This window comes from Paenibacillus sp. FSL F4-0125, from assembly GCF_038008565.1.
Taxonomy (GTDB): domain Bacteria; phylum Bacillota; class Bacilli; order Paenibacillales; family Paenibacillaceae; genus Paenibacillus_AQ.
In genome coordinates this window covers 5,212,946-5,238,279 of record NZ_JBBOZJ010000001.1, presented here as the reverse complement: position 1 = coordinate 5,238,279, position 25,334 = coordinate 5,212,946, and the positions used below count along the sequence as shown (strand labels likewise).

Annotated in this window: 16 protein-coding genes, 9 tRNA genes and 3 rRNA genes; 26 read left to right on the top strand and 2 right to left on the bottom strand. The window is 47.6% G+C overall.

Annotated features, from left to right (window positions below; genetic code table 11):
* Positions 1–14: 14 nt before the first annotated feature.
* From obgE to NST74_RS23190, 24 genes are all read left to right on the top strand, one after another.
* Entirely contained in the window at positions 15–1,325 is a 1,311-nt protein-coding gene (gene obgE, locus NST74_RS23305) for a GTPase ObgE (RefSeq protein WP_341114662.1), read from the top strand.
* Between the two features lie 211 nt (positions 1,326–1,536).
* Entirely contained in the window at positions 1,537–2,856 is a 1,320-nt protein-coding gene (locus tag NST74_RS23300) for an SPFH domain-containing protein (RefSeq protein WP_341114660.1), read from the top strand.
* Positions 2,857–2,867: 11 nt separating this feature from the next.
* Positions 2,868–3,614, top strand: coding sequence for a hypothetical protein (locus tag NST74_RS23295; RefSeq protein WP_341114658.1), 747 nt, complete (start codon positions 2,868–2,870; stop codon positions 3,612–3,614).
* 15 nt (positions 3,615–3,629) lie between these two features.
* Positions 3,630–4,400 carry a hypothetical protein gene (locus NST74_RS23290; RefSeq protein WP_341114656.1) on the top strand — a complete coding sequence of 257 codons (771 nt, stop codon included), beginning with the start codon at positions 3,630–3,632 and terminating at the stop codon, positions 4,398–4,400.
* Positions 4,401–4,466: 66 nt separating this feature from the next.
* Entirely contained in the window at positions 4,467–5,828 is a 1,362-nt protein-coding gene (locus tag NST74_RS23285; protein ID WP_341114654.1) for a hypothetical protein, read from the top strand.
* A 158-nt stretch (positions 5,829–5,986) separates the two neighbouring features.
* Positions 5,987–6,424, top strand: a complete 438-nt coding sequence (locus NST74_RS23280; protein WP_042130552.1) for an ACT domain-containing protein — start codon at positions 5,987–5,989, stop codon at positions 6,422–6,424.
* Positions 6,425–6,460: 36 nt separating this feature from the next.
* Positions 6,461–7,747, top strand: coding sequence for a homoserine dehydrogenase (locus NST74_RS23275; RefSeq protein WP_341114652.1), 1,287 nt, complete (start codon positions 6,461–6,463; stop codon positions 7,745–7,747).
* 60 nt (positions 7,748–7,807) lie between these two features.
* Positions 7,808–8,788: a homoserine kinase gene (gene thrB, locus NST74_RS23270; protein ID WP_341114651.1), complete on the top strand. Its 981-nt coding sequence runs from the start codon at positions 7,808–7,810 to the stop codon at positions 8,786–8,788.
* Positions 8,785–9,672 (top strand): prephenate dehydratase, encoded by an 888-nt coding sequence (gene pheA, locus NST74_RS23265; RefSeq protein WP_341114649.1) that lies wholly within the window; start codon positions 8,785–8,787, stop codon positions 9,670–9,672. The genes thrB and pheA overlap by 4 nt, the downstream gene beginning before the upstream one ends.
* Positions 9,673–9,676: 4 nt before the next feature.
* Positions 9,677–10,558 carry a branched-chain-amino-acid transaminase gene (gene ilvE, locus NST74_RS23260; RefSeq protein WP_042130546.1) on the top strand — a complete coding sequence of 294 codons (882 nt, stop codon included), beginning with the start codon at positions 9,677–9,679 and terminating at the stop codon, positions 10,556–10,558.
* Positions 10,559–10,883: 325 nt separating this feature from the next.
* The gene (locus NST74_RS23255; RefSeq protein WP_341114647.1) at positions 10,884–12,638 is read left to right on the top strand and encodes a LysM peptidoglycan-binding domain-containing protein; all 1,755 of its coding nucleotides are present in this window, start codon (positions 10,884–10,886) and stop codon (positions 12,636–12,638) included.
* A gap of 487 nt (positions 12,639–13,125) precedes the next feature.
* Positions 13,126–14,683: ribosomal RNA gene (locus NST74_RS23250) — 16S ribosomal RNA — on the top strand.
* Positions 14,684–14,924: 241 nt separating this feature from the next.
* Positions 14,925–17,853, top strand: a 23S ribosomal RNA gene (locus tag NST74_RS23245).
* A gap of 214 nt (positions 17,854–18,067) precedes the next feature.
* A 5S ribosomal RNA gene (gene rrf, locus NST74_RS23240) occupies positions 18,068–18,184 on the top strand.
* Together the 16S, 23S and 5S rRNA genes form the textbook arrangement of a ribosomal RNA operon.
* A gap of 205 nt (positions 18,185–18,389) precedes the next feature.
* Positions 18,390–18,917 carry an AAA family ATPase gene (locus NST74_RS23235; protein ID WP_341114645.1) on the top strand — a complete coding sequence of 176 codons (528 nt, stop codon included), beginning with the start codon at positions 18,390–18,392 and terminating at the stop codon, positions 18,915–18,917.
* Between the two features lie 93 nt (positions 18,918–19,010).
* Positions 19,011–19,085 (top strand) — tRNA-Glu (locus tag NST74_RS23230).
* Positions 19,086–19,173: 88 nt separating this feature from the next.
* Positions 19,174–19,249: transfer RNA gene (locus NST74_RS23225), tRNA-Val, on the top strand.
* A 44-nt stretch (positions 19,250–19,293) separates the two neighbouring features.
* Positions 19,294–19,370, top strand: a tRNA-Met gene (locus tag NST74_RS23220).
* A 26-nt stretch (positions 19,371–19,396) separates the two neighbouring features.
* Positions 19,397–19,474 (top strand) — tRNA-Asp (locus NST74_RS23215).
* A 15-nt stretch (positions 19,475–19,489) separates the two neighbouring features.
* Positions 19,490–19,562: transfer RNA gene (locus NST74_RS23210), tRNA-Lys, on the top strand.
* A gap of 36 nt (positions 19,563–19,598) precedes the next feature.
* Positions 19,599–19,673, top strand: a tRNA-Gly gene (locus NST74_RS23205).
* Positions 19,674–19,683: 10 nt separating this feature from the next.
* Positions 19,684–19,760, top strand: a tRNA-Arg gene (locus tag NST74_RS23200).
* Positions 19,761–19,779: 19 nt separating this feature from the next.
* Positions 19,780–19,858 (top strand) — tRNA-Leu (locus tag NST74_RS23195).
* A gap of 80 nt (positions 19,859–19,938) precedes the next feature.
* Positions 19,939–20,011, top strand: a tRNA-Lys gene (locus tag NST74_RS23190).
* A 449-nt stretch (positions 20,012–20,460) separates the two neighbouring features.
* Here the strand turns inward: NST74_RS23190 and NST74_RS23185 are convergent.
* Entirely contained in the window at positions 20,461–22,464 is a 2,004-nt protein-coding gene (locus NST74_RS23185; protein ID WP_341114642.1) for an alpha-amylase family protein, read from the bottom strand.
* A 128-nt stretch (positions 22,465–22,592) separates the two neighbouring features.
* On the opposite strand from NST74_RS23185, the gene NST74_RS23180 reads away from it, so the two are divergent.
* Positions 22,593–23,504, top strand: a complete 912-nt coding sequence (locus NST74_RS23180) for an AraC family transcriptional regulator (protein ID WP_341114639.1) — start codon at positions 22,593–22,595, stop codon at positions 23,502–23,504.
* On the opposite strand, the gene NST74_RS23175 is transcribed toward NST74_RS23180, so the two are convergent.
* Entirely contained in the window at positions 23,501–24,388 is an 888-nt protein-coding gene (locus NST74_RS23175; RefSeq protein ID WP_341114637.1) for an AraC family transcriptional regulator, read from the bottom strand. The genes NST74_RS23180 and NST74_RS23175 overlap by 4 nt on opposite strands.
* Positions 24,389–24,518: 130 nt before the next feature.
* Here NST74_RS23175 and NST74_RS23170 point away from each other — a divergent pair, with 130 nt between their 5' ends.
* Positions 24,519–25,283, top strand: a complete 765-nt coding sequence (locus tag NST74_RS23170; RefSeq protein WP_341114636.1) for an SGNH/GDSL hydrolase family protein — start codon at positions 24,519–24,521, stop codon at positions 25,281–25,283.
* The last annotated feature ends 51 nt before the right edge of the window (positions 25,284–25,334 follow it).

Here is a 25,334-nt window from a genome sequence, read left to right as displayed (position 1 = left end):
GAAGGTGAACATTAATGTTCGTAGATAAAGCTAAGATTTATGTTAAGGGCGGAGACGGCGGGGATGGTATCGTTGCGTTTCGTCGGGAAAAGTATGTACCGGATGGTGGTCCAGCAGGTGGTGACGGTGGCCGTGGTGGCGACGTTATCTTCCGCGTAGATGAGGGCTTGCGTACGCTGATGGATTTCCGTTATCAGCGCCATTTTAAAGCGGACAAAGGGATTAAAGGACGTAACAGAAGTCAGCATGGAGCGAACGCTGATCATATGATCGTGCGGATTCCACCTGGAACCATATTAATTGACGATGATACTCAAGAAATCATCGCCGATTTGACTCGTCATGGTCAGCAAGTTGTTGTTGCCCGTGGGGGTCGTGGGGGTCGTGGGAATGCTCGTTTTGCCACAGCAGCTAATAAGGCTCCAGAGCTAGCAGAGAACGGCGAAGAGGGTCAAGAACGGTATATTGTTATGGAACTTAAGGTTATGGCTGATGTGGGACTTGTAGGCTTCCCGAGTGTGGGCAAATCTACGCTACTGTCGGTCGTATCCGCAGCTCAACCAAAGATTGGCGCATACCATTTCACTACGATTACACCGAACTTAGGAGTAGTAGATGTTGGGGATGGACGAAGCTTTGTAATGGCGGATCTGCCAGGATTAATTGAGGGAGCTAGTGAGGGCATAGGGCTTGGTCATGAATTCCTACGTCACGTTGAACGTACACGGATCATTATTCACGTAGTGGATATGTCTGGTTCAGAGGGGCGTGATCCCTTCGAGGATTGGGTTCTCATTAATGACGAGCTGAAGCAATATAATGCGGCTCTAATTGATCGTCCTCAGATCGTGGCTGCAAATAAAATGGATATGCCAGCGTCAGAGGAGAATCTCATCGCTTTCCGAGAGCGCGTAGCTGAGGTGCGTCCGGATCTTGAGATTATGCCAATCTCCTCGCTTACCCGTCAGGGTGTTCAGGAACTGTTATATCGTGCAACGGATATTCTTGATAGTATTCCGGTGGCACCGGTAGTTGAAGAAGTATCAGGTACAACTGAACGTAAGGTTTATAAGCTAGAAGCGGAAGATGATAACTCATTCACGATTACACGTGATAATGAAACATATGTGGTCAACAGCCCTCGTATCGAGAAAATGTTGAAACGTATGCAGCTTAGCACACATGATGCGATTCTAAAGCTCGCCCGGACTTTGCGGCATATGGGTGTAGATGCAGAGCTTCGTAAACGTGGAGCTGTAGAGGGGACTATTGTCCGTATTGGTGAGTTCGAATTCGAGTTCGTAGAGAGTAGCAGTTACTATTAATATTTAGCTGATTACAAAGCGCGACTTGTGTTCTCCTGTAAAGGAAGACACAAGTGGCGCTTTTTTTATTTTCGTACAGAGCATTTTTTTTCAAGAAAAGAACCCAAAACACGATATATATCGTATACAATAAATATCGAAATACACTTATTCCCAACCGGGAACACATACGTTATTCGTATATCATAGATGATGAAAGAAGGAATAGCAGATGGCAATTATAGAAGTGGTGAAGTACGACGGTCCTCCAGGGATTTTCGCATGGAAATATCCTAACCAAGAGCTAGGAACATGGACTCAGCTAATCGTTAATGAATCTCAGGAAGCGATCCTGTTCAAAGGAGGACAGGCGCTTGATTCCTTTTCGGCAGGAAGACATACCCTAAGCACCGCCAATATACCTATTTTATCTAATATCGTTAATCTCCCTTTTGGCGGGAAGTCACCATTTACAGCAGAAGTATGGTACGTGAACAAGACTAACTCGATGAATGTTAAATGGGGAACTAGTACACCTTTACAACTCCAAGATCCTAAATATAAAATTATGATTTCTGTTCGTTCCTTCGGACAGTTTGGTGTAAAGGTCGATAATCCACGAAAATTTTTATTGCAGCTCGTTGGAACGCTTCCTCAGTTTGATCACGATACTCTGGTTAATTATTTCCGGGGCTTGCTTATGTCGAATATTAATGAACTGATCTCATCCTACCTTGTACATAAGCAAATCAGTATTCTGGAGATTAATGCTTATGTTGCAGAGATCTCAAAGCATATCCAGGGGCGGTTAGCATCGACTTTTCTGGATAATGGTCTTGAGCTGAATAACTTCTATATTGATTCGATTAATATTCCTGATGATGATCCGGCAACGATTCGATTAAAGGAAGCTTTAGCAAAAAAAGCAGAAATGGATATTATCGGCTTCAATTACCAGCAAGAGCGGGGCTTTAACACGATGGAAAAAGCAGCCGGCAATCCTGGCAATCTTGGTGTAGGTATGATGAACACTGGGATGGGACTTGGGCTTGGGATGGGATTCGCTGGCCCGGCTATGGATATGGTAAACCGTATGACCCGAGGGATGAGTTTTGATTCAGGGACAACAGTTGTACGTCAAGAACGCTCCTGTTCGAAGTGTGGGGTTATGAATCCTGTAGAGGGAAGGTTCTGCAGCGGCTGTGGGCATGCTCTGGAGAGCATTCAGCAAAGTACGCCGTCCGGAAATAAGATCAATTGTTTGGAGTGTGGACATGAACTGAAACCTGGAGCCAAGTTCTGTCCTGGCTGTGGTAATCCTTATCGAGCTTGTCCAGCCTGTGGAGCGGATAATCCTGAGGGTGCGTCTTCCTGTGTCTCTTGTGGAAAAGAAATGCCTAAGGCCTGTGGCAAATGTGGAGAAATGGTATCGCCAGGGGTGAAATTCTGTCCTCATTGTGGAGACAGCTTGGTTATTAAATGCGGAGGCTGTGGGCATGAGCTGAAGCTTGGACAGAAATTCTGTGCAGAGTGTGGAACTAAGGCAGGCTGAAGGAGGACGTAATGAACAAGGGTAAAAGCTATATTCGTATCATCACCACTATTTATGTTGCTGCTATAATACTAACGGTGTTCTCTTTTATAGGATTAGGCTTCTCTGAATCCCTGTTTCGATTCGTGACTTCGCTAGTTGCTGTTCTGCTGGCGGAGAGTGTGGTGTATGGCTATTGTATTTTTTGGCTCCGTAGTGCAGGTAGTGTGCAGAGGACCTCACCTGTTCTTCTCAGTGGTGCATTCATCACGGGAAGCTATGCGGCTGTCGTATTCGTATCTGCTATTGTTTTTGATTGGCTGCTGGAGATGTCTCCTTTGTGGTATGCTGCCTTGCAACTGCTGATTCTTTTGATTGGTGGAATCACACTGGCTGTGATCGGGATCTATGGATGGAATGCCGGAACAGATGAACAGCAACTGCGGAGATCCTTACAAGCATTTCGGCAGCATCAGAGTGAAATAAACGAGATCAGAGCGCTGGCAAGCAGCTGGAAGGATCCCGAATCTGAAACGCTTGTGAAGATGCTCAATAAGTTGCAAGATCAATTTAAGTTCAGCGATCCTGTTTCAGATTCATCTTTATATGCTACTGAGGATATCATGCATCAGCAGATCTCCCTGTTGCATGATCATGTGAAGCTGCTGCTCATGACAAATGAGCCACATGAGAACTGGCAAGCTGAAATCAACGAAATGGCCGACAGTATTAAAGCTACTCTAGAGCGGCGAAATCGGGAATTAGCGGCACTTAAATAGGAGGAAAATAACTACATGAACAGATTGAACATACAAGATCCGTCACCGAACCCAGCGGGGAGTGCAGCGGTTCCTCTGATTAAATTAGATCGGACTGGGTTTGATTATGTCATTCTAGCGTCAGCTTATTTATTCATGCCCATTGGACTCGTCCTTGCATTGTTACGGTTGATGCTGACCCATTATAAAAATTACCGGAGGCCCACCAATCTAAATCTGCTCATGCATGTATTTATCGGAGGATTTGTTGAGCTCTCTATTGCAATGTTTGTGGATACCATGAGTGGAAACACTGGAACTTCCGAATTATTAACGATCCAGATTTTCCTTGCAGTCATATTTTTGATTCCGGCTTTTATTCTTGCGAGTGTGACAGCAAAAGCTAAATATACACTTTCTAAACTTAACACTTCTTATATAGAGCTGATTCAAAATAAAAATATCCGATATGTCGGCAGTATATCTGAACGGATAGTTCAAAGTGAAAGTGATGTACGGAGAGATGTCCAGTATCTAAAGAATAAAGGACTACTGGATATTGATATTGTCCTTTCGGAGGGGCGCCAGACGCCAGATCCATCCATGACAGCACCTAATCTTGTTCATCCTGGAAGGCCATCAGGCTTCGGAGCCCAAGCCTCGGGACAGCAGGTTCATACTCAACCTCAGTCCTCGCCGCAACTGCCTAAGTCCATTCGTTGTCCGGGCTGCGGAGCACAGAACACAGTTCAGCCTAGTCAGTCCAAGAGCTGTGATTATTGTGGAACAATGATATCGTATAGTTAATGCCGTCAACCAACAGATTAGCTGCATCGCATATAGGATTACATAAATAAGGGGATTAAAGACAAAATGAGTGGATTGGATATACGCAGACAGCCGCCGACATCGGGAAAACCCGTGTATAAGCATGAATATGAGCGGACGGCGTTTGATTATACGACTATTGTGTTTGCGTATATATTTGCTCCGGTTGGCTTTATATTGGCTGCCATTCGGTTATTATCTACACATTCCAAGAGACAGCGCAAAGCAAGCAATATTAACCTGTTTTATCATGCGTGTATGGGTGCCTTTGTAGAATTGGCGATCTATTTCATTATTAGTAAGCTACTCGGTCAAATCGATTATGTCGCACTCTTGATCAGGCTGGTGATTATCTACGCATTGTTTAGGATTCCTGCCATCAAATTGTCGGTTAGGGCCGTAGGATGGAGAGAGGGATTCACCTATCTTTGCAATGACTATATCGCATTGGTTCTTGTGGACGGCATAAGGCATATCGGCAGCCTATCCGATATTCGCGGATTCAGTGAAGAGAACGTCCGCGAGGTTTTGGAATATTTAAAAGATCAGGGAGTACTTTCTCCAGATATTGTTTATTATGAAGGACGTGTAGACAATCCATTTGTAAAATTGCCGCCGAAGCTTATTTATTCCAACCGGGCACAAGCACTGGTGCGTGCGCCTGAGAATAACCTTCGCTACCGTAACAAGCGAGACCGGACAGTGTTTGATCGAATCATCATGGCGATTGCCTATTTGTTTGCTCCGCTTGGGTTTGTACTTGCGATGCTTCGTTTTGTAAGCACTCATTATAAGAATGAGCGGAAATCATTTAACTACAAATTGCTCTATCATGTATGTATGGGAGCTTTTATGGAACTTGCCGTCCTCTTCGCCGTGGGGACCTACAAAGGGGATTTTAAGTGGTTCACTTTATTGATCATTCTGGTGGTCCTCTACTTGATTTTTATAATTCCGGCGGACAGCTTTGCAGGGAGGGCTACCTTCGCAACAGAAAACTTTGATTTTCTGTGCAAGAAGTATCTCATGCTGATCATAGTGGATGATGTTAGACATATTGGTAATTTAGCTGATATCACGAAACAAAGTGAAGATGATGTACGTAGAGACCTACGTTATTTGGTGAGATGGGGGTTACTTGCTTCTGATCTTGTCTATTATGAAGGACGTGTTAAGCTCTTAGATAAACAACCGCCCAATCTTGTGCATCCTGACAGGGCACAGCCCTCCACGGCATCAGAGAACCAGCCGTCATCTGGGCGGCAGTCATTACCGGAGAATAGGCCTAAGCCACCTGTCCAACTGCCGAAATCCATCGTTTGTCCGAGTTGCGGTGCTAAGAGTAGAGTACTTCCTGGTCAGGACAAGATCTGTGACTATTGCGGGACGACGATTCCATACAGTTAGTGTACATACGATTGCCTGCTGCCCCCGGGAATCCGGGGGTTTTGCTGCACCGTACTCCCCAACCTCAGAGTATACATATAAAGTTATTGCATTTTATAAGTCTTTTCCGATATAATGTCCACTAAGAAAACACAAAAGTCTTTGAGGTGAGGACGTTCGTGAAAGAACGCTATTATTTGGTCCGTGAGGACATATTACCTGATGCTGTACTTAAGACTATGCAGGTCAAACAATTGCTTGAGGCCGGGGATGCGAAGACCGTACATGAGGGTGTAGAACAGGTAGGATTAAGCCGAAGTGCTTTTTATAAATACAAGGATGGCATTCACCTGATCCATCAGCTCGAACGTGAGCGAATTGTTACGATCTCTATGGATTTGGAACATGAATCGGGGATGCTCTCCAAGGTTCTAGGATCTGTGGCGGGGCATGGGGCTAACGTACTGACGATTCACCAGAGTATTCCGCTACAAGGACGAGCGAATGTGGTGATTTCCGTGGAAATCTCACATTTGAATGAGGAGCTCGGAGAGATGCTTGATAGTCTGAAGAATATTCCGGGAGTGAAGCGCGCCCTAATCGTTGGACAGGGATAGAGAAAATATATACGTAAAACTTTTAGGAGGATACTGATGAAGCCGGTTAAAGTAGGATTGCTGGGTCTGGGAACAGTTGGTACAGGTGTAGTTCGTATCGTGGAAGGAAATCAGGAGGATTTGAGCAGTCAAGTAGGCTCTCCAATACTCATTGAGCGTATAGCGGTGAATAATTCCAATAAGCTACGTGATATTGAGGTCGACCCTGCCAAAATAACAACAGATCCATGGGATGTTATTCGTGATCCTGAGATCGATGTAATCGTTGAAGTGATGGGTGGTATTGATGGAACAAAGGAATATATTCTTGAAGCTTTGGACCGCGGTAAGCATGTTGTAACTGCGAACAAGGACTTAATGGCGCTGCACGGTTCGGAGATTCTGGCTAAGGCGCAAGAGAAGCAATGTGATGTCTTTTATGAAGCTAGTGTTGCAGGTGGTATTCCGATTATTCGGACGCTTATCGAAGGCTTTTCTTCAGATAAGATCATGAAGATTATAGGTATTGTGAATGGAACAACTAATTACATACTAACCAAAATGAGCCAAGAAGGCGCATCCTACAATGATGTGTTAAAAGAAGCGCAGGATTTAGGATATGCAGAGGCTGATCCAACTTCCGATGTTGAAGGTCTGGATGCTGCCCGCAAAATGGCGATTCTCGGAACTCTAGGCTTCCGTACTAACGTGGAGCTGCATGACGTCAGTGTGAGCGGGATTTCAGAAGTGAGTAAAGCCGATATTGCCTTTGCAAAGCGTCTCGGATACGAAATTAAGCTGCTTGGCATTGCTGAACGTCAGGATGAGGAATTCAGTATCAGTGTTCAACCGACCTTGATTCGAGCAAGTCACCCGCTTGCCTCTGTAAATGGTGTCTTCAATGCAGTTTATGTGTATGGTGAGGCAGTAGGAGAGACCATGTTCTATGGTGCGGGCGCGGGTGCAATGCCAACGGCAACTTCGGTAGTAGCTGACTTGGTAGCCATTATTAAGAATCTCAAGCTGGGTGTTAATGGATTGAAGCAAAAAGTTCCTTATAAGCAGAAGAAGCTTAAGAGTGATGAGGATATCTTTTATAAGAACTTTCTACTTTTACACGTTGATGATAAAGCAGGCGTATTGGCTAAGATTACTCAGGTGTTTGCCGAGTATGACGTGAGTCTTGATTCGGTAGTTCAGCAAGCCAATGCAAATAATCCTGATGCGGAGATTATTATTGTTACCCATAACGCCAGCAAAGCAAGTATGAATAAAGTGCTGCGTCACTTTAAGGAACTGAAAGTCATCCACCGAATCAAGAGTCATTATCGTGTGGAAGGTTAGCACTGTAGCTAGAGTTAGACTTTATATATTCAAACAATGAGTAAGGAGATTGCACCTGTTATGAGTACTTATGGAGTAGCAAGGGTTAAAGTACCTGCTAGTACAGCCAATCTTGGTCCGGGCTTCGATACTCTCGGCATGGCTTTGCCGCTGTATGCCTGGATTGAGATGGAGGAAGCAGAGGAGACTGTTTTTCATCTATATGGTGATGAGATGAATGGAGTGGCTCGGGATAAGAGTAATTTACTCTATAAGGTCGCTCAAATGGTATTTGCAGAGGCAGGCGTTACGGTGCCTGAATTATCTATCTCGATGTACTCAGAGATACCGCTTACGCGTGGACTTGGCAGCAGTGCCTCGGCTATCATTGGGGGCATGGTCGCAGCTAATACGATGATCGGTTCACCGCTGGATGAGGCCAAGCTGTTTGATATGGCGACCCAGCTTGAGAAGCATCCCGACAATGTAGGGGCTTCCTTATTTGGAGGCATTATTACCGCAGTGTGGGATGGTGCTCATGCTGATTATGTTCGCCTTGAACCACCACATGACCTCGAGGTTCTCGTGGTTATTCCTGAATTCGAGCTGGAAACCACAAAAGCACGGGGAGTGCTTCCAACAGAAATCTCAGTTAGTGATGCTGTGTACAACATCAGTAGAACCTCTTTAATGACGGCATCGTTTGCATCAGGTCGGCTTGACCTGATCAGTAGAGCGATGCAGGATCGTTTGCATCAACCTTATCGGGCAGCGCTTATTCCAGGCATGGAGAAGCTGCTCGCGGAAGCACCTAAACATGGTGCTTTAGGGATCGCACTTAGCGGTGCCGGCCCTACGCTACTGTGTTTAGTTGATCGCCGTGAGACTCGTAAGAGTGAACTTGAGGCTTTTCTGAAGAATACGATGCAAGAACACGGCATCTCTGCTAAGACTTGCTGGCTGATGCCTTGTACTTCAGGTGTTACATCAGAGCTGCTTAAAAGAAACGAGATGCAAAACGTATCATTTTTGGATATGATAAAAGGAGAAGTACGGTCATGAAATCAATAGCGGTATTGCCGCAGGGCTCAGTATCTCACGAAGCGCTGCTGCATTTGTTTAACGGTGAGCCTGTAAAAATTGTGCATCACAAGTTAATTTCCGATGTCTTTCTCTCTACGGATGGTGGAGCCACTGATTACAGCGTTATCCCGATTGAGAATACTATTGAAGGTTCGGTTAGTCTCCATATTGATTGGCTTATTAATGAAGTTGATCTACCTATGCAGGCGGAATGGATCTTTCCATCGATACAGAATCTCATCGGTCACCCGCTGGAATTCAGAGATACGAACGGCAATAAGGATTTCACTAAAGTGAAAAAAATCCTTTCGCATCCTGTTGCAATGGCACAGTGTATGCAATTTGTTCGGAAGCATGCACCTTGGGCTGAACTGGAGTCGGTCGGAAGTACCTCTGAAGCTGTTGAAATCGTTAAGAACAATCCTGGAAAGGGTTGGGCTGCGATTGGTACTGCGCTTGGTGCAGCTACTCATGGACTGGAGATTGTTGATCGGAAAGTTACAGATCACAACAACAACTACACAAGATTTGTCCTTGTCGGTCCGCAGAAGGTAGATCTTCCACGGAGCAGCAATGGTGTAAAGACGAGCGTCCTAGTTACGCTGCCGGAGGATTTTCCGGGTGCTTTGCACCAGGTCCTCGCTGCCTTTTCTTGGCGGAAGCTAAATTTATCGCGTATTGAATCACGACCAACGAAAAAGAAGTTGGGTACTTATTATTTTTATATTGATGTGCTGGAACCGATAGAATCAGTCCTGCTGCCAGGAGCTATTGAAGAGATTAGCGCTTTAGGCTGTCAGGTTCGGATTCTGGGCTCGTATCCCACATACACCTATGAGGAAGAGAAAGCGGAGGTGCAGTAAATTCATGGCTGAACAATGGATCTATCTGGATGGACAACACGTAACTAAGGAAAATGCAAAGGTATCCGTTTTTGATCACGGTTTTTTGTATGGAGACGGCATATTTGAAGGTATTCGTATTTACAACGGCAATATTTTTAAATGTAAAGAGCATTTGGACAGACTATATGATTCGGCGAAGTCGATCATGCTGGACATTCCGCTCACTTATGACGAGATGCTGGAAGCTATGGCTGAAACGATTCGCCTCAACGACATGCGTAACGGTTATATTCGACTGATCGTATCCCGTGGTCCTGGTAATTTGGGTCTTGATCCACGTCGTTGTCCTAAAGCCAGCGTAATCATTATCGTTGAACAACTGGCTATTTACCCAGAACAAGCGTACATTAATGGACTTCGTGCTGTTTCTGTATCCCAGCGTCGTAATATTCCGGATGCACTGAATCCGAAAATTAAATCGCTTAACTATCTCAACAATATCCTGGTGAAAATTCAATCCAATCTTGCAGAAGCTGATGAAGCGATTATGATGAATGCTCAAGGTTATGTTACTGAAGGATCTGGCGATAATATTTTCATCATCAAAAATGGCGTGGTCACCACTCCACCTTGCTATCTGGGTGCGCTCGAAGGAATCACACGTCAGGCTATCATCGAGCTATGCGAGAAATTGGGTATTAAACTGAAAGAAGAACCATTCAGCATGCATGATGTTTACATCGCCGACGAGGTATTCTTCACTGGAACGGCAGCAGAAGTTATTGCAGCGCGTGAAATTGACGGACGCATCATCGGAGAAGGACATGCAGGTCCAATAACGTTGAAGCTTCTTGAAGAATTCCGCAATGTTGTTGACAAAGATGGCTACAAGGTTTGGGAATAACAGTTTATCGTACAATATGCTCTTTTACATGCTAGTCGTGTAATGAGTGTTGAATAGGCATTGGATATCCTTTCATGCATATGAAGAAGATGGCCGGAGGTCTCTGGTAAATCTTTTCATGTCTCATGAAAGGATTTTTTTTATTTCAGGGATGTCATTCGCCCATGGGCTGCATAAGATGTAGTAACGAAGGAGGCGGCTGTACCGCATATAACTTTGTAAGAGAGCAATGTTCCATCCAAAGGGTGTTTGCTTTCAAAGCCAGTTTTGCTGTGTAGCTGTAAGAAAGCAATACTCCACAAAACTTTTAGGAGGTTAATGCTACGTGAAAATACACATTGTCAAACAAGGCGATAGTCTGTATGCATTATCGCAAAAGTACGGAGTGCCGTTACAAAAAATTATTGAAGCTAATCCACAGATCAGTAATCCGAATGTGCTGGCACTTGGTGAAAAAGTAAAAATACCTACGGCTCCCGTATCTGTACCGGATAACAGTGAAGTTTACTACAAGCATACAGTCAAACAAGGAGATACCTTATGGAAATTATCTAAGGCGTGGGGAATCCCCTTAAAGGATATGGTTGCAGCAAACCCCCAGCTAAAGAATCCAAATGTATTGATGTTAGGGGAAGTAGTTAACATTCCTAAAAAGACGTCAAACGCTTCGCCCGTACAGCCAGGCTACATGCCTTCTAATGCTTCTGAGAAAACACAAGTTGGCGGGAAGGAATATACGGGTCCAAAAGAACAGCCAGTTGCTGAGGTGGTTCCTGCACCAAAACCGGAAACTAAACCAGAGGTTAAGCCAGAAACTAAACCGGAAGCAAAAGCAGAAAATAAACCTGAGGCAAAACCAGAAACTAAACCTGCACCTAAACCATCGCCAAAAATCGCACCTGAATCCAATTCAGCACCACATCCATCGGTAAATATAGCTCCAATTAATGCACCGAACCCTGCGCCAAATATGCAAATGGAAGTTGCTCCTGTGCAAGAAATTGAAATGCAGAGCTTGTTTGTTCAGATTACAGTACCAAATCAAGAGCCCGTAGCACATCATGAGGCGTCAAAAGCTGAGATGAAGCCAGTGACTACCAAAGAGGAAAAGGCAAATTCTTGTGACAGTATGGGATATCCAGGCCTAGGTGGAAATCCTTATCTCAATGATTCTTATCAGAATAGCCCTAATATGAACATGAACTGGGCACCAAATTATGTTCAGCCAGCGGCATTTGGACCAGAGTGCATGTCTCCATACTACTTTTCAGAAAACATGTGTTCACCTAATATGAGTCCAGAACAATGGAATCCGAATGCTGCGCCTAACGTGAGTCCAGAACAATGGAATCCGAATGCTGCGCCTAACGTGAGTCCAGAACAATGGAATCCGAATGCTGCGCCTAATGTAAGTCCGGAACAATGGAATCCGAATGCTTGGTCTAATATGAGTCCGGAGCAATGGAATCCAAATGCTTGGCCTAATATGAGTCCGGAGCAATGGAATTCGAATGCTGCGCCTAACAATATGGAGGCTAATGTTTCGGGGATGGACTCGATGTATGGGATGTCATCGAACCTTCCTTGGCCAACTACTTGTGGGTGCGGGGGAATGCATGTTCAACCCTATTCATATGAAATGCCCTTATACAATACCTATCCTGCATATGGAAACCCAAATGCATTCTCTGCTTATGGAGCAGGAACACCTAATCAGGGAATAGTCCCAGCTTCTCCTCTTGGAGCTTTTGGTGGGCCGATAATGTCGAGTATTCCGTCTAATCCGCAGTATCCTGGTATAGGTAATTATTCGCAGCATAATCGGGTTCCGGAAATTCAAGATCCTGAAACGTTTGTACTGGACACTCCCGAAGTTGCTAGAACAGTGAGTGAGGAATCTAGCTCTGGTGGTTCGCTCAAGAGTAAGGGGAGTGCAACGAAGGAAACGGCAGCAAAAGCAAAGACCTCAAGTCAAAATAGCAGCAAGAAGACCAAGACAGTTGTGAAATCTCAGCGTTCAAGTGCAGGTGGTCGTACAGAGAGTTCTAAGAAACGCAGAAATCCGTGGATTTCTAATTAATACAGTTTTAAACTAAAAGCTAATCTCTCTTTAACGTGCAGATTCTGATTATCAGAGTCTGCACGTTTTTAATGAGAAGAAATGAAGTAGATGTAAGAATGAGGCGAAAGTATTTTTTTGAATTTTTAAAATTTAGGGGTTGTTTTTAGAGTGGGTTATATGTTACATTATAAATCCAGTCGCAAAGAGGAGATATAAACTTTCGATTGGTGAATGTTAATCCAGATGAGATTACACAAGACTTTGAAAAAAAAGTGTTGCAATTCATCGGAATGCATGATATATTATAAGAGTTGCTGCTGAGACATTAAACGGCACCAACGAGAACTTGATCTTTGAAAACTGAACAACGAGTGAGTAGGAAATCACGAAAGTGAAATCCAAAACTGATGAGTTTCACAGCGTATTTTACGCTTTTGAAATTTCATCGTGAGAATTAATTTTCTCGTCAGATGTTTCAAAATGAGCATATCGCTCTTTTCAATACTAATTGGAGAGTTTGATCCTGGCTCAGGACGAACGCTGGCGGCGTGCCTAATACATGCAAGTCGAGCGGAGTTATTTTGAAAGCTTGCTTTCAAAATAACTTAGCGGCGGACGGGTGAGTAACACGTAGGCAACCTGCCCCTTAGACTGGGATAACTACCGGAAACGGTAGCTAATACCGGATAATTTCTTTTTTCTCCTGAAGGAAGAATGAAAGACGGAGCAATCTGTCACTGAGGGATGGGCCTGCGGCGCATTAGCTAGTTGGTGGGGTAACGGCCCACCAAGGCGACGATGCGTAGCCGACCTGAGAGGGTGAACGGCCACACTGGGACTGAGACACGGCCCAGACTCCTACGGGAGGCAGCAGTAGGGAATCTTCCGCAATGGACGAAAGTCTGACGGAGCAACGCCGCGTGAGTGATGAAGGTTTTCGGATCGTAAAGCTCTGTTGCCAGGGAAGAACGTCCGGTAGAGTAACTGCTACCGGAGTGACGGTACCTGAGAAGAAAGCCCCGGCTAACTACGTGCCAGCAGCCGCGGTAATACGTAGGGGGCAAGCGTTGTCCGGAATTATTGGGCGTAAAGCGCGCGCAGGCGGTCATTTAAGTCTGGTGTTTAAACCTTGGGCTCAACCTAAGGTCGCACTGGAAACTGGGTGACTTGAGTACAGAAGAGGAAAGTGGAATTCCACGTGTAGCGGTGAAATGCGTAGATATGTGGAGGAACACCAGTGGCGAAGGCGACTTTCTGGGCTGTAACTGACGCTGAGGCGCGAAAGCGTGGGGAGCAAACAGGATTAGATACCCTGGTAGTCCACGCCGTAAACGATGAGTGCTAGGTGTTAGGGGTTTCGATACCCTTGGTGCCGAAGTTAACACAGTAAGCACTCCGCCTGGGGAGTACGGTCGCAAGACTGAAACTCAAAGGAATTGACGGGGACCCGCACAAGCAGTGGAGTATGTGGTTTAATTCGAAGCAACGCGAAGAACCTTACCAGGTCTTGACATCCCTCTGAATCTGCTAGAGATAGCAGCGGCCTTCGGGACAGAGGAGACAGGTGGTGCATGGTTGTCGTCAGCTCGTGTCGTGAGATGTTGGGTTAAGTCCCGCAACGAGCGCAACCCTTAACTTTAGTTGCCAGCAAGTAATGTTGGGCACTCTAGAGTGACTGCCGGTGACAAACCGGAGGAAGGTGGGGATGACGTCAAATCATCATGCCCCTTATGACCTGGGCTACACACGTACTACAATGGCCGGTACAACGGGAAGCGAAGCCGCGAGGTGGAGCCAATCCCATCAAAGCCGGTCTCAGTTCGGATTGCAGGCTGCAACTCGCCTGCATGAAGTCGGAATTGCTAGTAATCGCGGATCAGCATGCCGCGGTGAATACGTTCCCGGGTCTTGTACACACCGCCCGTCACACCACGAGAGTTTACAACACCCGAAGTCGGTGGGGTAACCCGCAAGGGAGCCAGCCGCCGAAGGTGGGGTAGATGATTGGGGTGAAGTCGTAACAAGGTAGCCGTATCGGAAGGTGCGGCTGGATCACCTCCTTTCTATGGAGAATCGTCTTCGGAAGTGGAGACATTCAAATCGGAAGTTAAACTTCCACAACTCACTCGTTGCTCAGTTTTGAGAGTTTAAGCTCTCAAGTAAGACTTGATCCTTGAAAACTGGATACCGAAACGAATTTGCGTTTTAGAACATCTTTTAGCAACTTGTGTAAAACAAGTAAATGTTATTAGTGAGATGATTCCAAGAGAGATATCGTATGATATTTTCCTGCGGAAAAATCAAGGTTAAGCTAATAAGAGCACACGGAGGATGCCTAGGCGCCAGGAGCCGACGAAGGACGTGGCGAACAACGAAACTGCCTCGGGGAGCTGTAAGCAAGCTTTGATCCGGGGGTGTCCGAATGGGGAAACCCAGCTGTGGTAATTCGCAGTTACTCATACCTGAATACATAGGGTATGTAGAGGCAGACCAGGGGAACTGAAACATCTAAGTACCCTGAGGAAGAGAAAACAATAGTGATTCCGTCAGTAGCGGCGAGCGAACGCGGAACAGCCTAAACCTAAGAGCTTGCTCTTAGGGGTTGTGGGACGTCTCACATGGAGTTACAAAGGAATATGGTAGGTGAAGAGGTCTGGAAAGGCCCGCGATAGAGGTAAAAGCCCTGTAGCCTAAACTGTGTTCTCTCCGAGACGGATCCCGAGTAGTGCGGGGCACGTGAAACCCCGTATGAATCCAGCAGGACCATCTGCTAAGGCTAAATACTACCTGGCGACCGATAGTGAAACAGTACCGTGAGGGAAAGGTGAAAAGCACCCCGGAAGGGGAGTGAAATAGAACCTGAAACCGTGTGCTTACAAAAAGTCAGAGCCCTATCTATGGGTGATGGCGTGCCTTTTGTAGAATGAACCGGCGAGTTACGTTTAACATGCAAGGTTAAGTCGAGAAGACGGAGCCGCAGCGAAAGCGAGTCTGAATAGGGCGATTGAGTATGTGGACGTAGACCCGAAACCGTGTGATCTACCCCTGTCCAGGGTGAAGGTGCGGTAACACGCACTGGAGGCCCGAACCCACGCACGTTGAAAAGTGCGGGGATGAGGTGGGGGTAGCGGAGAAATTCCAATCGAACTCGGAGATAGCTGGTTCTCCCCGAAATAGCTTTAGGGCTAGCCTCGGTATAAGAGTAGTGGAGGTAGAGCACTGATTGGGTGCGGGGTCCGCAAGGATTACCAAGCTCAGTCAAACTCCGAATGCCATATACTTATTGCCGGGAGTCAGACAGTGAGTGCTAAGATCCATTGTCAAAAGGGAAACAGCCCAGACCATCAGCTAAGGTCCCCAAGTGTGTGTTAAGTGGGAAAGGATGTGGAGTTGCACAGACAACCAGGATGTTGGCTTAGAAGCAGCCACCATTGAAAGAGTGCGTAATAGCTCACTGGTCGAGTGACTCTGCGCCGAAAATGTAACGGGGCTAAACACACCACCGAAGCTATGGCTAGATACGTATGTATCTGGGGTAGGGGAGCGTTGTATGTGGGTTGAAGGTGTACCGTAAGGAGCGCTGGACAGCATACAAGTGAGAATGCCGGTATGAGTAACGAAAAGATCAGTGAGAATCTGATCCGCCGAAAGCCCAAGGTTTCCTGAGGAAGGCTCGTCCGCTCAGGGTAAGTCGGGACCTAAGGCGAGGCCGAAAGGCGTAGTCGAAGGACAACAGTTTGAAATTACTGTACCACCGTAATCCGCTATGAGCGATGGGGTGACGCAGGAGGGTAGTGACGCGGACTGATGGATATGTCCGTCTAAGCAGTGAGGCTGATGTGTAGGCAAATCCGCACATCGTTAAGGCTGGGCTGTGATGGGGAGCGAAAATTGTAGTAGCGAAGGTCATGATCTCACACTGCCAAGAAAAGCCTCTAGCCAGGAGAAGGTGCCCGTACCGCAAACCGACACAGGTAGGCGAGAAGAGAATTCTAAGGCGCGCGGAAGAACTCTCGTTAAGGAACTCGGCAAAATGACCCCGTAACTTCGGGAGAAGGGGTGCCCCGGTAGTGTGAATAGCACGAGGGGGCCGCAGTGAAAAGGCCCAAGCGACTGTTTAGCAAAAACACAGGTCTGTGCGAAGCCGCAAGGCGAAGTATACGGGCTGACGCCTGCCCGGTGCTGGAAGGTTAAGGGGAGTGGTTAGGGGTAACCCGAAGCTATGAACCGAAGCCCCAGTAAACGGCGGCCGTAACTATAACGGTCCTAAGGTAGCGAAATTCCTTGTCAGGTAAATTCTGACCCGCACGAATGGCGTAACGACTTGGGCGCTGTCTCAACGAGAGATCCGGTGAAATTTTAATACCTGTGAAGATGCAGGTTACCCGCGACAAGACGGAAAGACCCCATGGAGCTTTACTGCAGCTTGATATTGAATTTGGGTACGATCTGTACAGGATAGGTGGGAGCCGTAGAAATCGGAGCGCAAGCTTCGGTGGAGGCGCCGTTGGGATACCACCCTGATCGTATCTAGGTTCTAACCTAGTGCCCTAATCGGGTACGGGGACCGTGTCAGGCGGGCAGTTTGACTGGGGCGGTCGCCTCCTAAAGAGTAACGGAGGCGTTCCAAGGTTCCCTCAGAATGGTTGGAAATCATTCGAAGAGTGCAAAGGCATAAGGGAGCTTGACTGCGAGACCTACAAGTCGAGCAGGGACGAAAGTCGGACTTAGTGATCCGGTGGTACCGCATGGAAGGGCCATCGCTCAACGGATAAAAGCTACCCTGGGGATAACAGGCTTATCTCCCCCAAGAGTCCACATCGACGGGGAGGTTTGGCACCTCGATGTCGGCTCATCGCATCCTGGGGCTGAAGTAGGTCCCAAGGGTTGGGCTGTTCGCCCATTAAAGCGGTACGCGAGCTGGGTTCAGAACGTCGTGAGACAGTTCGGTCCCTATCTGTCGTGGGCGCAGGAAATTTGAGAGGAGCTGTCCTTAGTACGAGAGGACCGGGATGGACGTACCGCTGGTGCACCAGTTGTTTCGCCAGAAGCATGGCTGGGTAGCTACGTACGGACGGGATAAGCGCTGAAAGCATCTAAGCGTGAAGCCCCCCTCAAGATGAGATTTCCCAATTAGTAAGACCCCTTGAAGACGACGAGGTAGATAGGTTGGAGGTGGAAGTGCAGTAATGCATGGAGCTGACCAATACTAATCGGTCGAGGGCTTATCCTAAAAATACCCCAAAAAGTGAAGAAGAAGCTGCGAAGCTAATTCCGAGTACTTTCCGGGGGCCCCGTAAGAAGGGCGAACGCAAATTCAATTCGGATTCAGTTTTCAGGAATCAAGTTCTAACCCATATGGTACTAGTGACCGTATGATGATGAATTTGTTTTCAGCATTTGGCGATGCTGAGACCTGAATAATGCATTTGTACTGCAAATGCCCGTTTGGTGGCGATAGCGGAGGGGTTCCACGCGTACCCATCCCGAACACGACCGTTAAGCCCTCCAGCGCCGATGGTACTTGGACCGAAGGGTCCTGGGAGAGTAGGACGTTGCCAAGCACGCGAGACCACTGTTGAGTAATCGACAGTGGTCTTTTTGTTATACAGAGAAACTGCAGGTAAGGGTTTAAAGAAAACAATAAGAACTAAATCTATTAAATACATTATTACATGAAAGGATTCTTATGATATTGTGATTAATAGAGTCTTAAGGAGACTAGTCTTGGCCACTCAAAATATAGATTATTTATGGGGGAGAATCATCTTGATTATATGGATCAATGGAGCTTTTGGTGCGGGAAAGACAGAAACTGCATATCAATTACATCGCAGGCTTCCTAATTCCTTTGTATACGATCCAGAGAATGTTGGGTATTACATAAGAGCAAACATTCCCGATGTGATGACAATAAGTGACTTTCAGGACTATCGCCTTTGGCGTGAAATTAATCATTCCATGTTAAAATACATAGTTAGCGAATATAGTGGGACGATTATCGTACCTATGACTATAGTCAACCCAGATTATTGGATAGAGATTGTGGGGAAGCTAATGAATGAAGGATTAGAGGTTCATCATTTCACTTTATGTGCCTCACGAGAGACGCTGCTTAAGCGATTGACTAGTAGAGGTGAGGAGAAGGACTCGTGGGCCGTTCAACAGATCGACAGATGCATCACAGGACTGAACCAGGACGTATTCCGAGCGCATTTAGACACGAACAACCGCACAGCTCTTGAAGTCGTGGAGCTTATATCACTCAAGCTAGGCATTACTTTAATGCCTGCTTAGAATAAAAGTGAAAGTATTTTAATTTATGTATTGCTATACTTCGAAATACATGATATAATCTTTTTTGTTGTCAAAACATTTTGTTTTCGATAAGGCCCGTTGGTCAAGGGGTTAAGACACCTCCCTTTCACGGAGGTAACATGGGTTCGAATCCCATACGGGTCACCAATTTCTTTAAAACCTTATTGTTCTTCTGAAATAAAATATTGCATTACTGGTTAGAATGTGTTATGATAATTGAGTTGCTTCTTTACATGGAGGCTTAGCTCAGCTGGGAGAGCATCTGCCTTACAAGCAGAGGGTCGGGGGTTCGATCCCCTCAGCCTCCACCATGAAGCTTTCTTATTGTAATGGGTAGTTGAATATTTTTTAATGACGCGGGGTGGAGCAGCCCGGTAGCTCGTCGGGCTCATAACCCGAAGGCCGCAGGTTCAAATCCTGCCCCCGCAACCAATTTTCATCAAGCAATTATATCTTTTGGAACCGTGGTGTAGTTGGCCTAACATGCCTGCCTGTCACGCAGGAGATCGCGAGTTCGAATCTCGTCGGTTCCGCCATTTTTCTTGCTTTATGAGCCATTAGCTCAGTTGGTAGAGCACCTGACTTTTAATCAGGGTGTCGAAGGTTCGAGTCCTTCATGGCTCACTTCTTTAGTGAGTCGGACATCAATACATACCGTGTGCGGACGTGGCTCAGCGGTAGAGCATCGCCTTGCCAAGGCGAGGGTCGCGGGTTCGATTCCCGTCGTCCGCTCCATATAAATTTTGCGCCCTTAGCTCAGCTGGATAGAGCGTTTGACTACGAATCAAAAGGCCGGGAGTTCGAATCTCTCAGGGCGCGCCATCTTTTAACTCAATAATTTGCCGGTGTGGCGGAATGGCAGACGCGCTCGACTCAAAATCGAGAGGGAAACCGTGGAGGTTCGAGTCCTCTCACCGGTATCAATTAGCAAGCGAAGCTCTTATGCGTTATGCTAAGAGCTTTTGCTTTTCAAGTTCTATAAGATAAATCATTATATTGTGGACTCTTAGCTCAGTTGGTAGAGCAGTAGACTCTTAATCTATTTGTCCAGGGTTCGAGCCCCTGAGAGTCCATCCTAAAGGAGTTTATAAGATTGCTTACTAAGCGATCTTATAAACTCTTTTTCTTTGCTGAAATATATTATATCTTTATTGTTTAATTCATGGTTTCTGCTATGTTGATTTTTGAATTGAACTTAAGGTGATTCCTGAACTTTTTTCATACTGACGCCATTGGAAAGAAGCGCAGTAACACAGCACAACTATGACGAAGAACATGGTCTTTGGTGCACTGGGAGGACTGGCACAGCAAATGGCTTAAGCTTGAGATCTTCTATGAGCAACTTTGTTTAAAATATAGTTATGGATCAACTCATCTGCGATGGGTTGATTTTTTTATATCTGAATCGGAGAGGACCGGCTAAGGGACTATGTTTTGAAGGGGACATTGCAATAAGAAAAGGGAGGTTATAGAAGCCATGATAGGTTGCTGGACCTCCCTGATTCTGTTTGATTGAGCGAATTTACTCTACTGGATATTTCTCCTGTGCCAGTTCTATTACTACCATCTGGTGATTCTCCAAGCAAGGAATTATATAAGAGATTTCATCCTGGCCTACCGTAAACGGCAGAGCTGTCATTGACGGGGCCAGATAGACCCGCTGGACAAGAGCAGGAGATAGAAGACGCAGGCTGACAGAAATGTCCCGTAGCGGCACGATGTCTTCGATAACTTCAATGCGTCCTTTTAGCACGGGGGAGGCATAAAGCAGATGGTTCACATAGCGCTGCTCCGCCTGCTGATACTGCAGGGTCGCTATTCCCCGGACCGGTAGATTGGTGCGCAGGGCAGGCTGGGGGAGCAGCCGTGATAGCGCATGAAGCACCATCTCTTTCAGGATAAGATGGCCTGCTTCCGCATATTCGCTGAACACATCCCAAGCGATATAGATTCCATTGCTGCTTTCGACCATGCCTGGTCCATTGTCTTCCCTGGTACCAGGCGTGTGTTGATGTGAACAAAAGGTGAATACATCGCGGTTGAAATATGGATTCTCCAGATTACCCAGTGATTGTCCGTCATGCAATTCCACAAGCTGACCTTCGCCGTACATTACGTAGGAGGCTGGCAGCAGAGCCCCCGGTGTGAAATGCGGATAGAAATAAGCTGGCCGGTAAGGATTGGTTCCCAGCCAGTTGATACCCAGGTTCAGTGCAAACGCATCGCCTGCTGTGTTCAGACCTGAACGCCCGGTGGCGAGCACTTTACCTCCTCCAGCTGTGAAGATTTCAATAGCGGTGGCTAACTCCGGCCATACCGGTACCTCATCCGGTAGTATCAGTACCTTATAAGCGGAAAAATCGCTGAAGGTATCTACGATGTCGAACAGATAATGGCCCTCTGTAAGCATGCGTACCGCACCCGCGTCAGCCAGATTGCGCGCTCCTCTCAATGCCTGCCCGTCGGGGCAGGCCTCACGTGCCGCCTCCAGGGATAAGACGGCAATGTCTGCAACGGACTCAACCCCGCTGCACCACTGCTCTTTCGCCTCCACCTCAGCGTAGGCAGCGCCGATCAGGGCATAGGTCGCTTCATCCATTATGCCTGAAGGATGAAGCTGATCACCAATGGAGCATTTGGCACCGTGGGCCAGACTGAGAGCTGCTTCAAACCGCAGCGCATTCGGATGCTTGTATCCGCCGAATTCACCCCAGGAGGTATGGAATTTGCCGGTCATACCGAGAAATTTCATGCCCAGCGTCTGGGCGTACCGTGCTGACAGCGGGAAGTGATCGTAGCCCCAGCCTCCGGTAGGGAGCGACTCAAGCTCGAGATGGCTATTGACCTGCACGAGATCTCGGCGGCCCCGCTGCTGATGACCGTTGTTGTGATAGACCGGTAGACCAGGCTTCACAGCATCGATTGTCTCCCGGACGCGGCGTGCATAATTCAGATAAGTCTGCTCGCCCAAGGCAATGACTGAAGCCTCGTCGCGGGGGTCCAGGCCTGAGGCACGAAGTGCGTCAACGCAATACTGGCAGCGGCATTTACGGACGCCGACGATATCAAGAAAGATACCGTCGGAGTCATACCGGGAGACCACTTCATGGATTTGCGCCAGTAAAATGTCCAGATAAGGCGTGTTAAGGCAAAATTCGTGGTAACCCGGTGTCATAAAGTCCTTCACCCAGCGTGTGCGGTCCTCTGCATCGCGGATCAGCCACTCGGGATGCCGGCGAGCAAGCTTCTCGTCAAGACCAGCCGACAAATATACCGGCGTCAGTACTCCGATATCATGAGCTGCGGTGATCATCTCCCCCAGCAGATCAAAAGAGAGCTGCGGATGGATTTCATTGGCTTCGCTGGGATGATAAGCCCACCCGTGATGGCATTTGGAGAACACAGTGATAGAGTCTACATGACCGGCACGCAGCATGGACTGAAACTGGGATTTGGAGAATTCATTGGCTATGCCGGGAATGGCTTCAGAAGTATGGAAATCAAGGTGAACCTGACGAAAGCGCATGGATATACAGCCCCTTATCTAATTGGATGAAAAGCGGGTTCCCAGTCAATGTAACTCTTTTCTGCCGGAGCAGCCAGTGATAATATAGACTTGGAATAGCATAAAATCGACTTTGACAGGAGAGATATATGGTGCTGTGCCTGGAATTCGCGATACCTCCGCTGCCGCAATTTGTCACGGTGGGACATGCCGTCTGGTCGCCGGGAGACCGGCATTTCGCCCGCACCTTCGGTGTGTATGATCTGCTGCTGGTCAAACGGGGAACACTCTATATGACAGAAGAGGGCAGGGATTATGCAGTGGGTCCGGGAAAACTGCTGGTGCTGGAGGCAGGGCTGCTGCATGATGGGTATCGGGCTTGCGGGGAGGATACGGAGATTTACTGGGTGCACTTCATCCATGGATGTAAGCCGGCTCATATCCGGCGGGAGGACATTCCATGGTCGTCGCTGCTGGCCAAAGGAACGGTAGAGGATGAGGAGCCCTCTGTACAACAGCGTCTATACATGCCTAAGTACGCCACTGTTGACGTAGAAGCATTGGAGCCGATCTTGCATGAGATGAACGAGATCCATAGCCGGCTGAATGCTGAGAACGCACTCCGGCTTCATCTGCTGCTGGCTGGGCTGCTGGCGGCACTGCAAGAGGAATGTGCGCGGACTTCCCTGCCGGAGCCGGCGGTCCGGCTGGCCCGGGCAGCCGCTGCCTATCTAGATATTCAATGGAGACAGCCATTTAACCTTGCGGCACTCGAGGAGGAGCTGCACTTCCAGGCGGATTATATTACGAGGTGCATGAAACAGCATATTGGAACCACACCGCTACAGTACGTGCTGCAGCGGCGCCTGGAAGAAGCCAAGAAACTGCTAAGCGGTACGGTGCTGGGCATCTCCGAAATCGCCGAACGGGTGGGCATTCACGATCCAAACTACATGACACGTTTGTTCAGCGCAAGATTCGGTGTAACGCCCGGAGCGTACCGGCGGCGGCTGCGCCAAAAGGAAGATGCTACTGACGTGAACGATGCGCTGGAGCTCTAGGAGTTCCTTGGGATCCGGCAGGATTCCTGATTTCTCTCTCGGTATTCGCTGGGTGTACAGTTAAATACTTTGCGGAACTGGCGGGAGTAATAGTTCTGGTCATGAAAGCCGCTGTCCATGGCCACCTGGGAAATCGTAAGTCCGGGGCTGCGCAACAGCGTGCAGGAATAGTCCAGCCGCTTACGGATGACATAGTCCATTGGGGTGGTCTGATAATTGCGGGTGAAGACTCTCAGAAACTGGCGGGTTGACATATAAGCCATATCCGCCATGGATTGCAAGGTGATTGGCTGTAGAAAATGCTCTTCGATATAGGTGACTGTCTCACCGATCCGCAGCGCCTTGTTATCCTTGTGTCCGCTGCTGGTTTGGTAATAGCGTGATAGCATGCCTACCAGAGCAGTAAAATAGGTGCGGATCATCAGCCTGTACCCTTCAGGCTGCCGGTCATGCTCTTCGAGGATATTATCCAGCAGCCGTGTAGCCTCCAAGAGTTGTTCTGCTTCAAGGGAGAGCATACCTTTGAAATACATTTCTTTCCGGTAAAAAGGTTCGATGTAAAATAATGCCTGAAAGCCCGGCATCAGTCTGAGCTCGGACTGCTGCAGCAGCTGCTCAGGTTGGAACATCACATTAAAGTATTCGATGCCTTCGACATCCTTGTAACCATGGGAAACATCGCTGTGGATCAGAAAAACCTGGCCGGCAGTGACTGGATACTCTCTCCCCTCAATGATATGCACGGCGTTTCCTGACAGAATGACGACCAGCTCGGAGAAGTCATGGCTGTGGACATAGTAATCATGGGTCAGCGGACATTTCTGGATTCTAAAAGTGAAACCGGGTTCAAGTCCGATGTCCTGTGCAAATATTTTGGTTGTCATGGCCATATTATGCTAAAGAAGGTCGAAATCGTCAAGGCGAAAAAGGACAGCCGGCGCTACCATTAGAATGCGTGGCATCGCCTGGCTTCGGCCAAGCGGGAGATCTGCGCGATGGTCAGGAGGGATAAATATGTTGCATCTATTTACTGACAAGGTAACAAAAGATTCCGCAGATTCCCAGATTCTATTTCTAGGGGACAGCATTACGGCTGACGGTCTATATATCCGCTTAACCCGGGAGTGGCTGCAGGTGCACCGTCCGGATTGGACGGTAGAACTGGTCCCTTGCGGTGTTCCCAGCGAGACGGCTTCGGGACTTAGCGAAGCCACTCATCCTTTTCCGCGGCCCTGTGTTCATAACCGGCTGTCAAGGGAGCTTAAAGAAGCCTCTCCCAGTGTGGTCGCAGCCTGCTACGGGATGAATGACGGGATTTATCATCCCTTTTCGGAAGAACGTTTTGCAGCCTATCAGGCGGGGATGCTGCGGCTGAGCACACAAATTCGGGAAGCAGGGGCCAAAGTCGTGCTGATGACACCGCCGCCATTCGACGCCCCGTCAATGAACGGTACGCTGCAGCCGGCGGAAGCGGATGATTTCAGCTATTTGGCGCCCTACAGAGATTACGATCATGTGCTGGAGCGTTATGCGGACTGGCTGCTAAGCGGGGGCTGTCCCGCTGATGGCGTCATCGATCTGCGCACACCGCTGCTGGAGCATATCCGGCATGAGAGGTCGGTTAATGCCTCGTATAGATATGGCGATGGTATCCATCCGGATGTATCAGGACATAGGATTATAGCACGCATACTTCTGCGGGATTTGTTCCACGCAGAGCCGGATAACCTGTCGGATGCAGAGGATTCGCGGGAGGCGGCCCGCGAAAACGCGGATTGACAAGCAAAACAAGGCGGGATTATATTAAGGTCACCCTAAAATCAGGGAGTG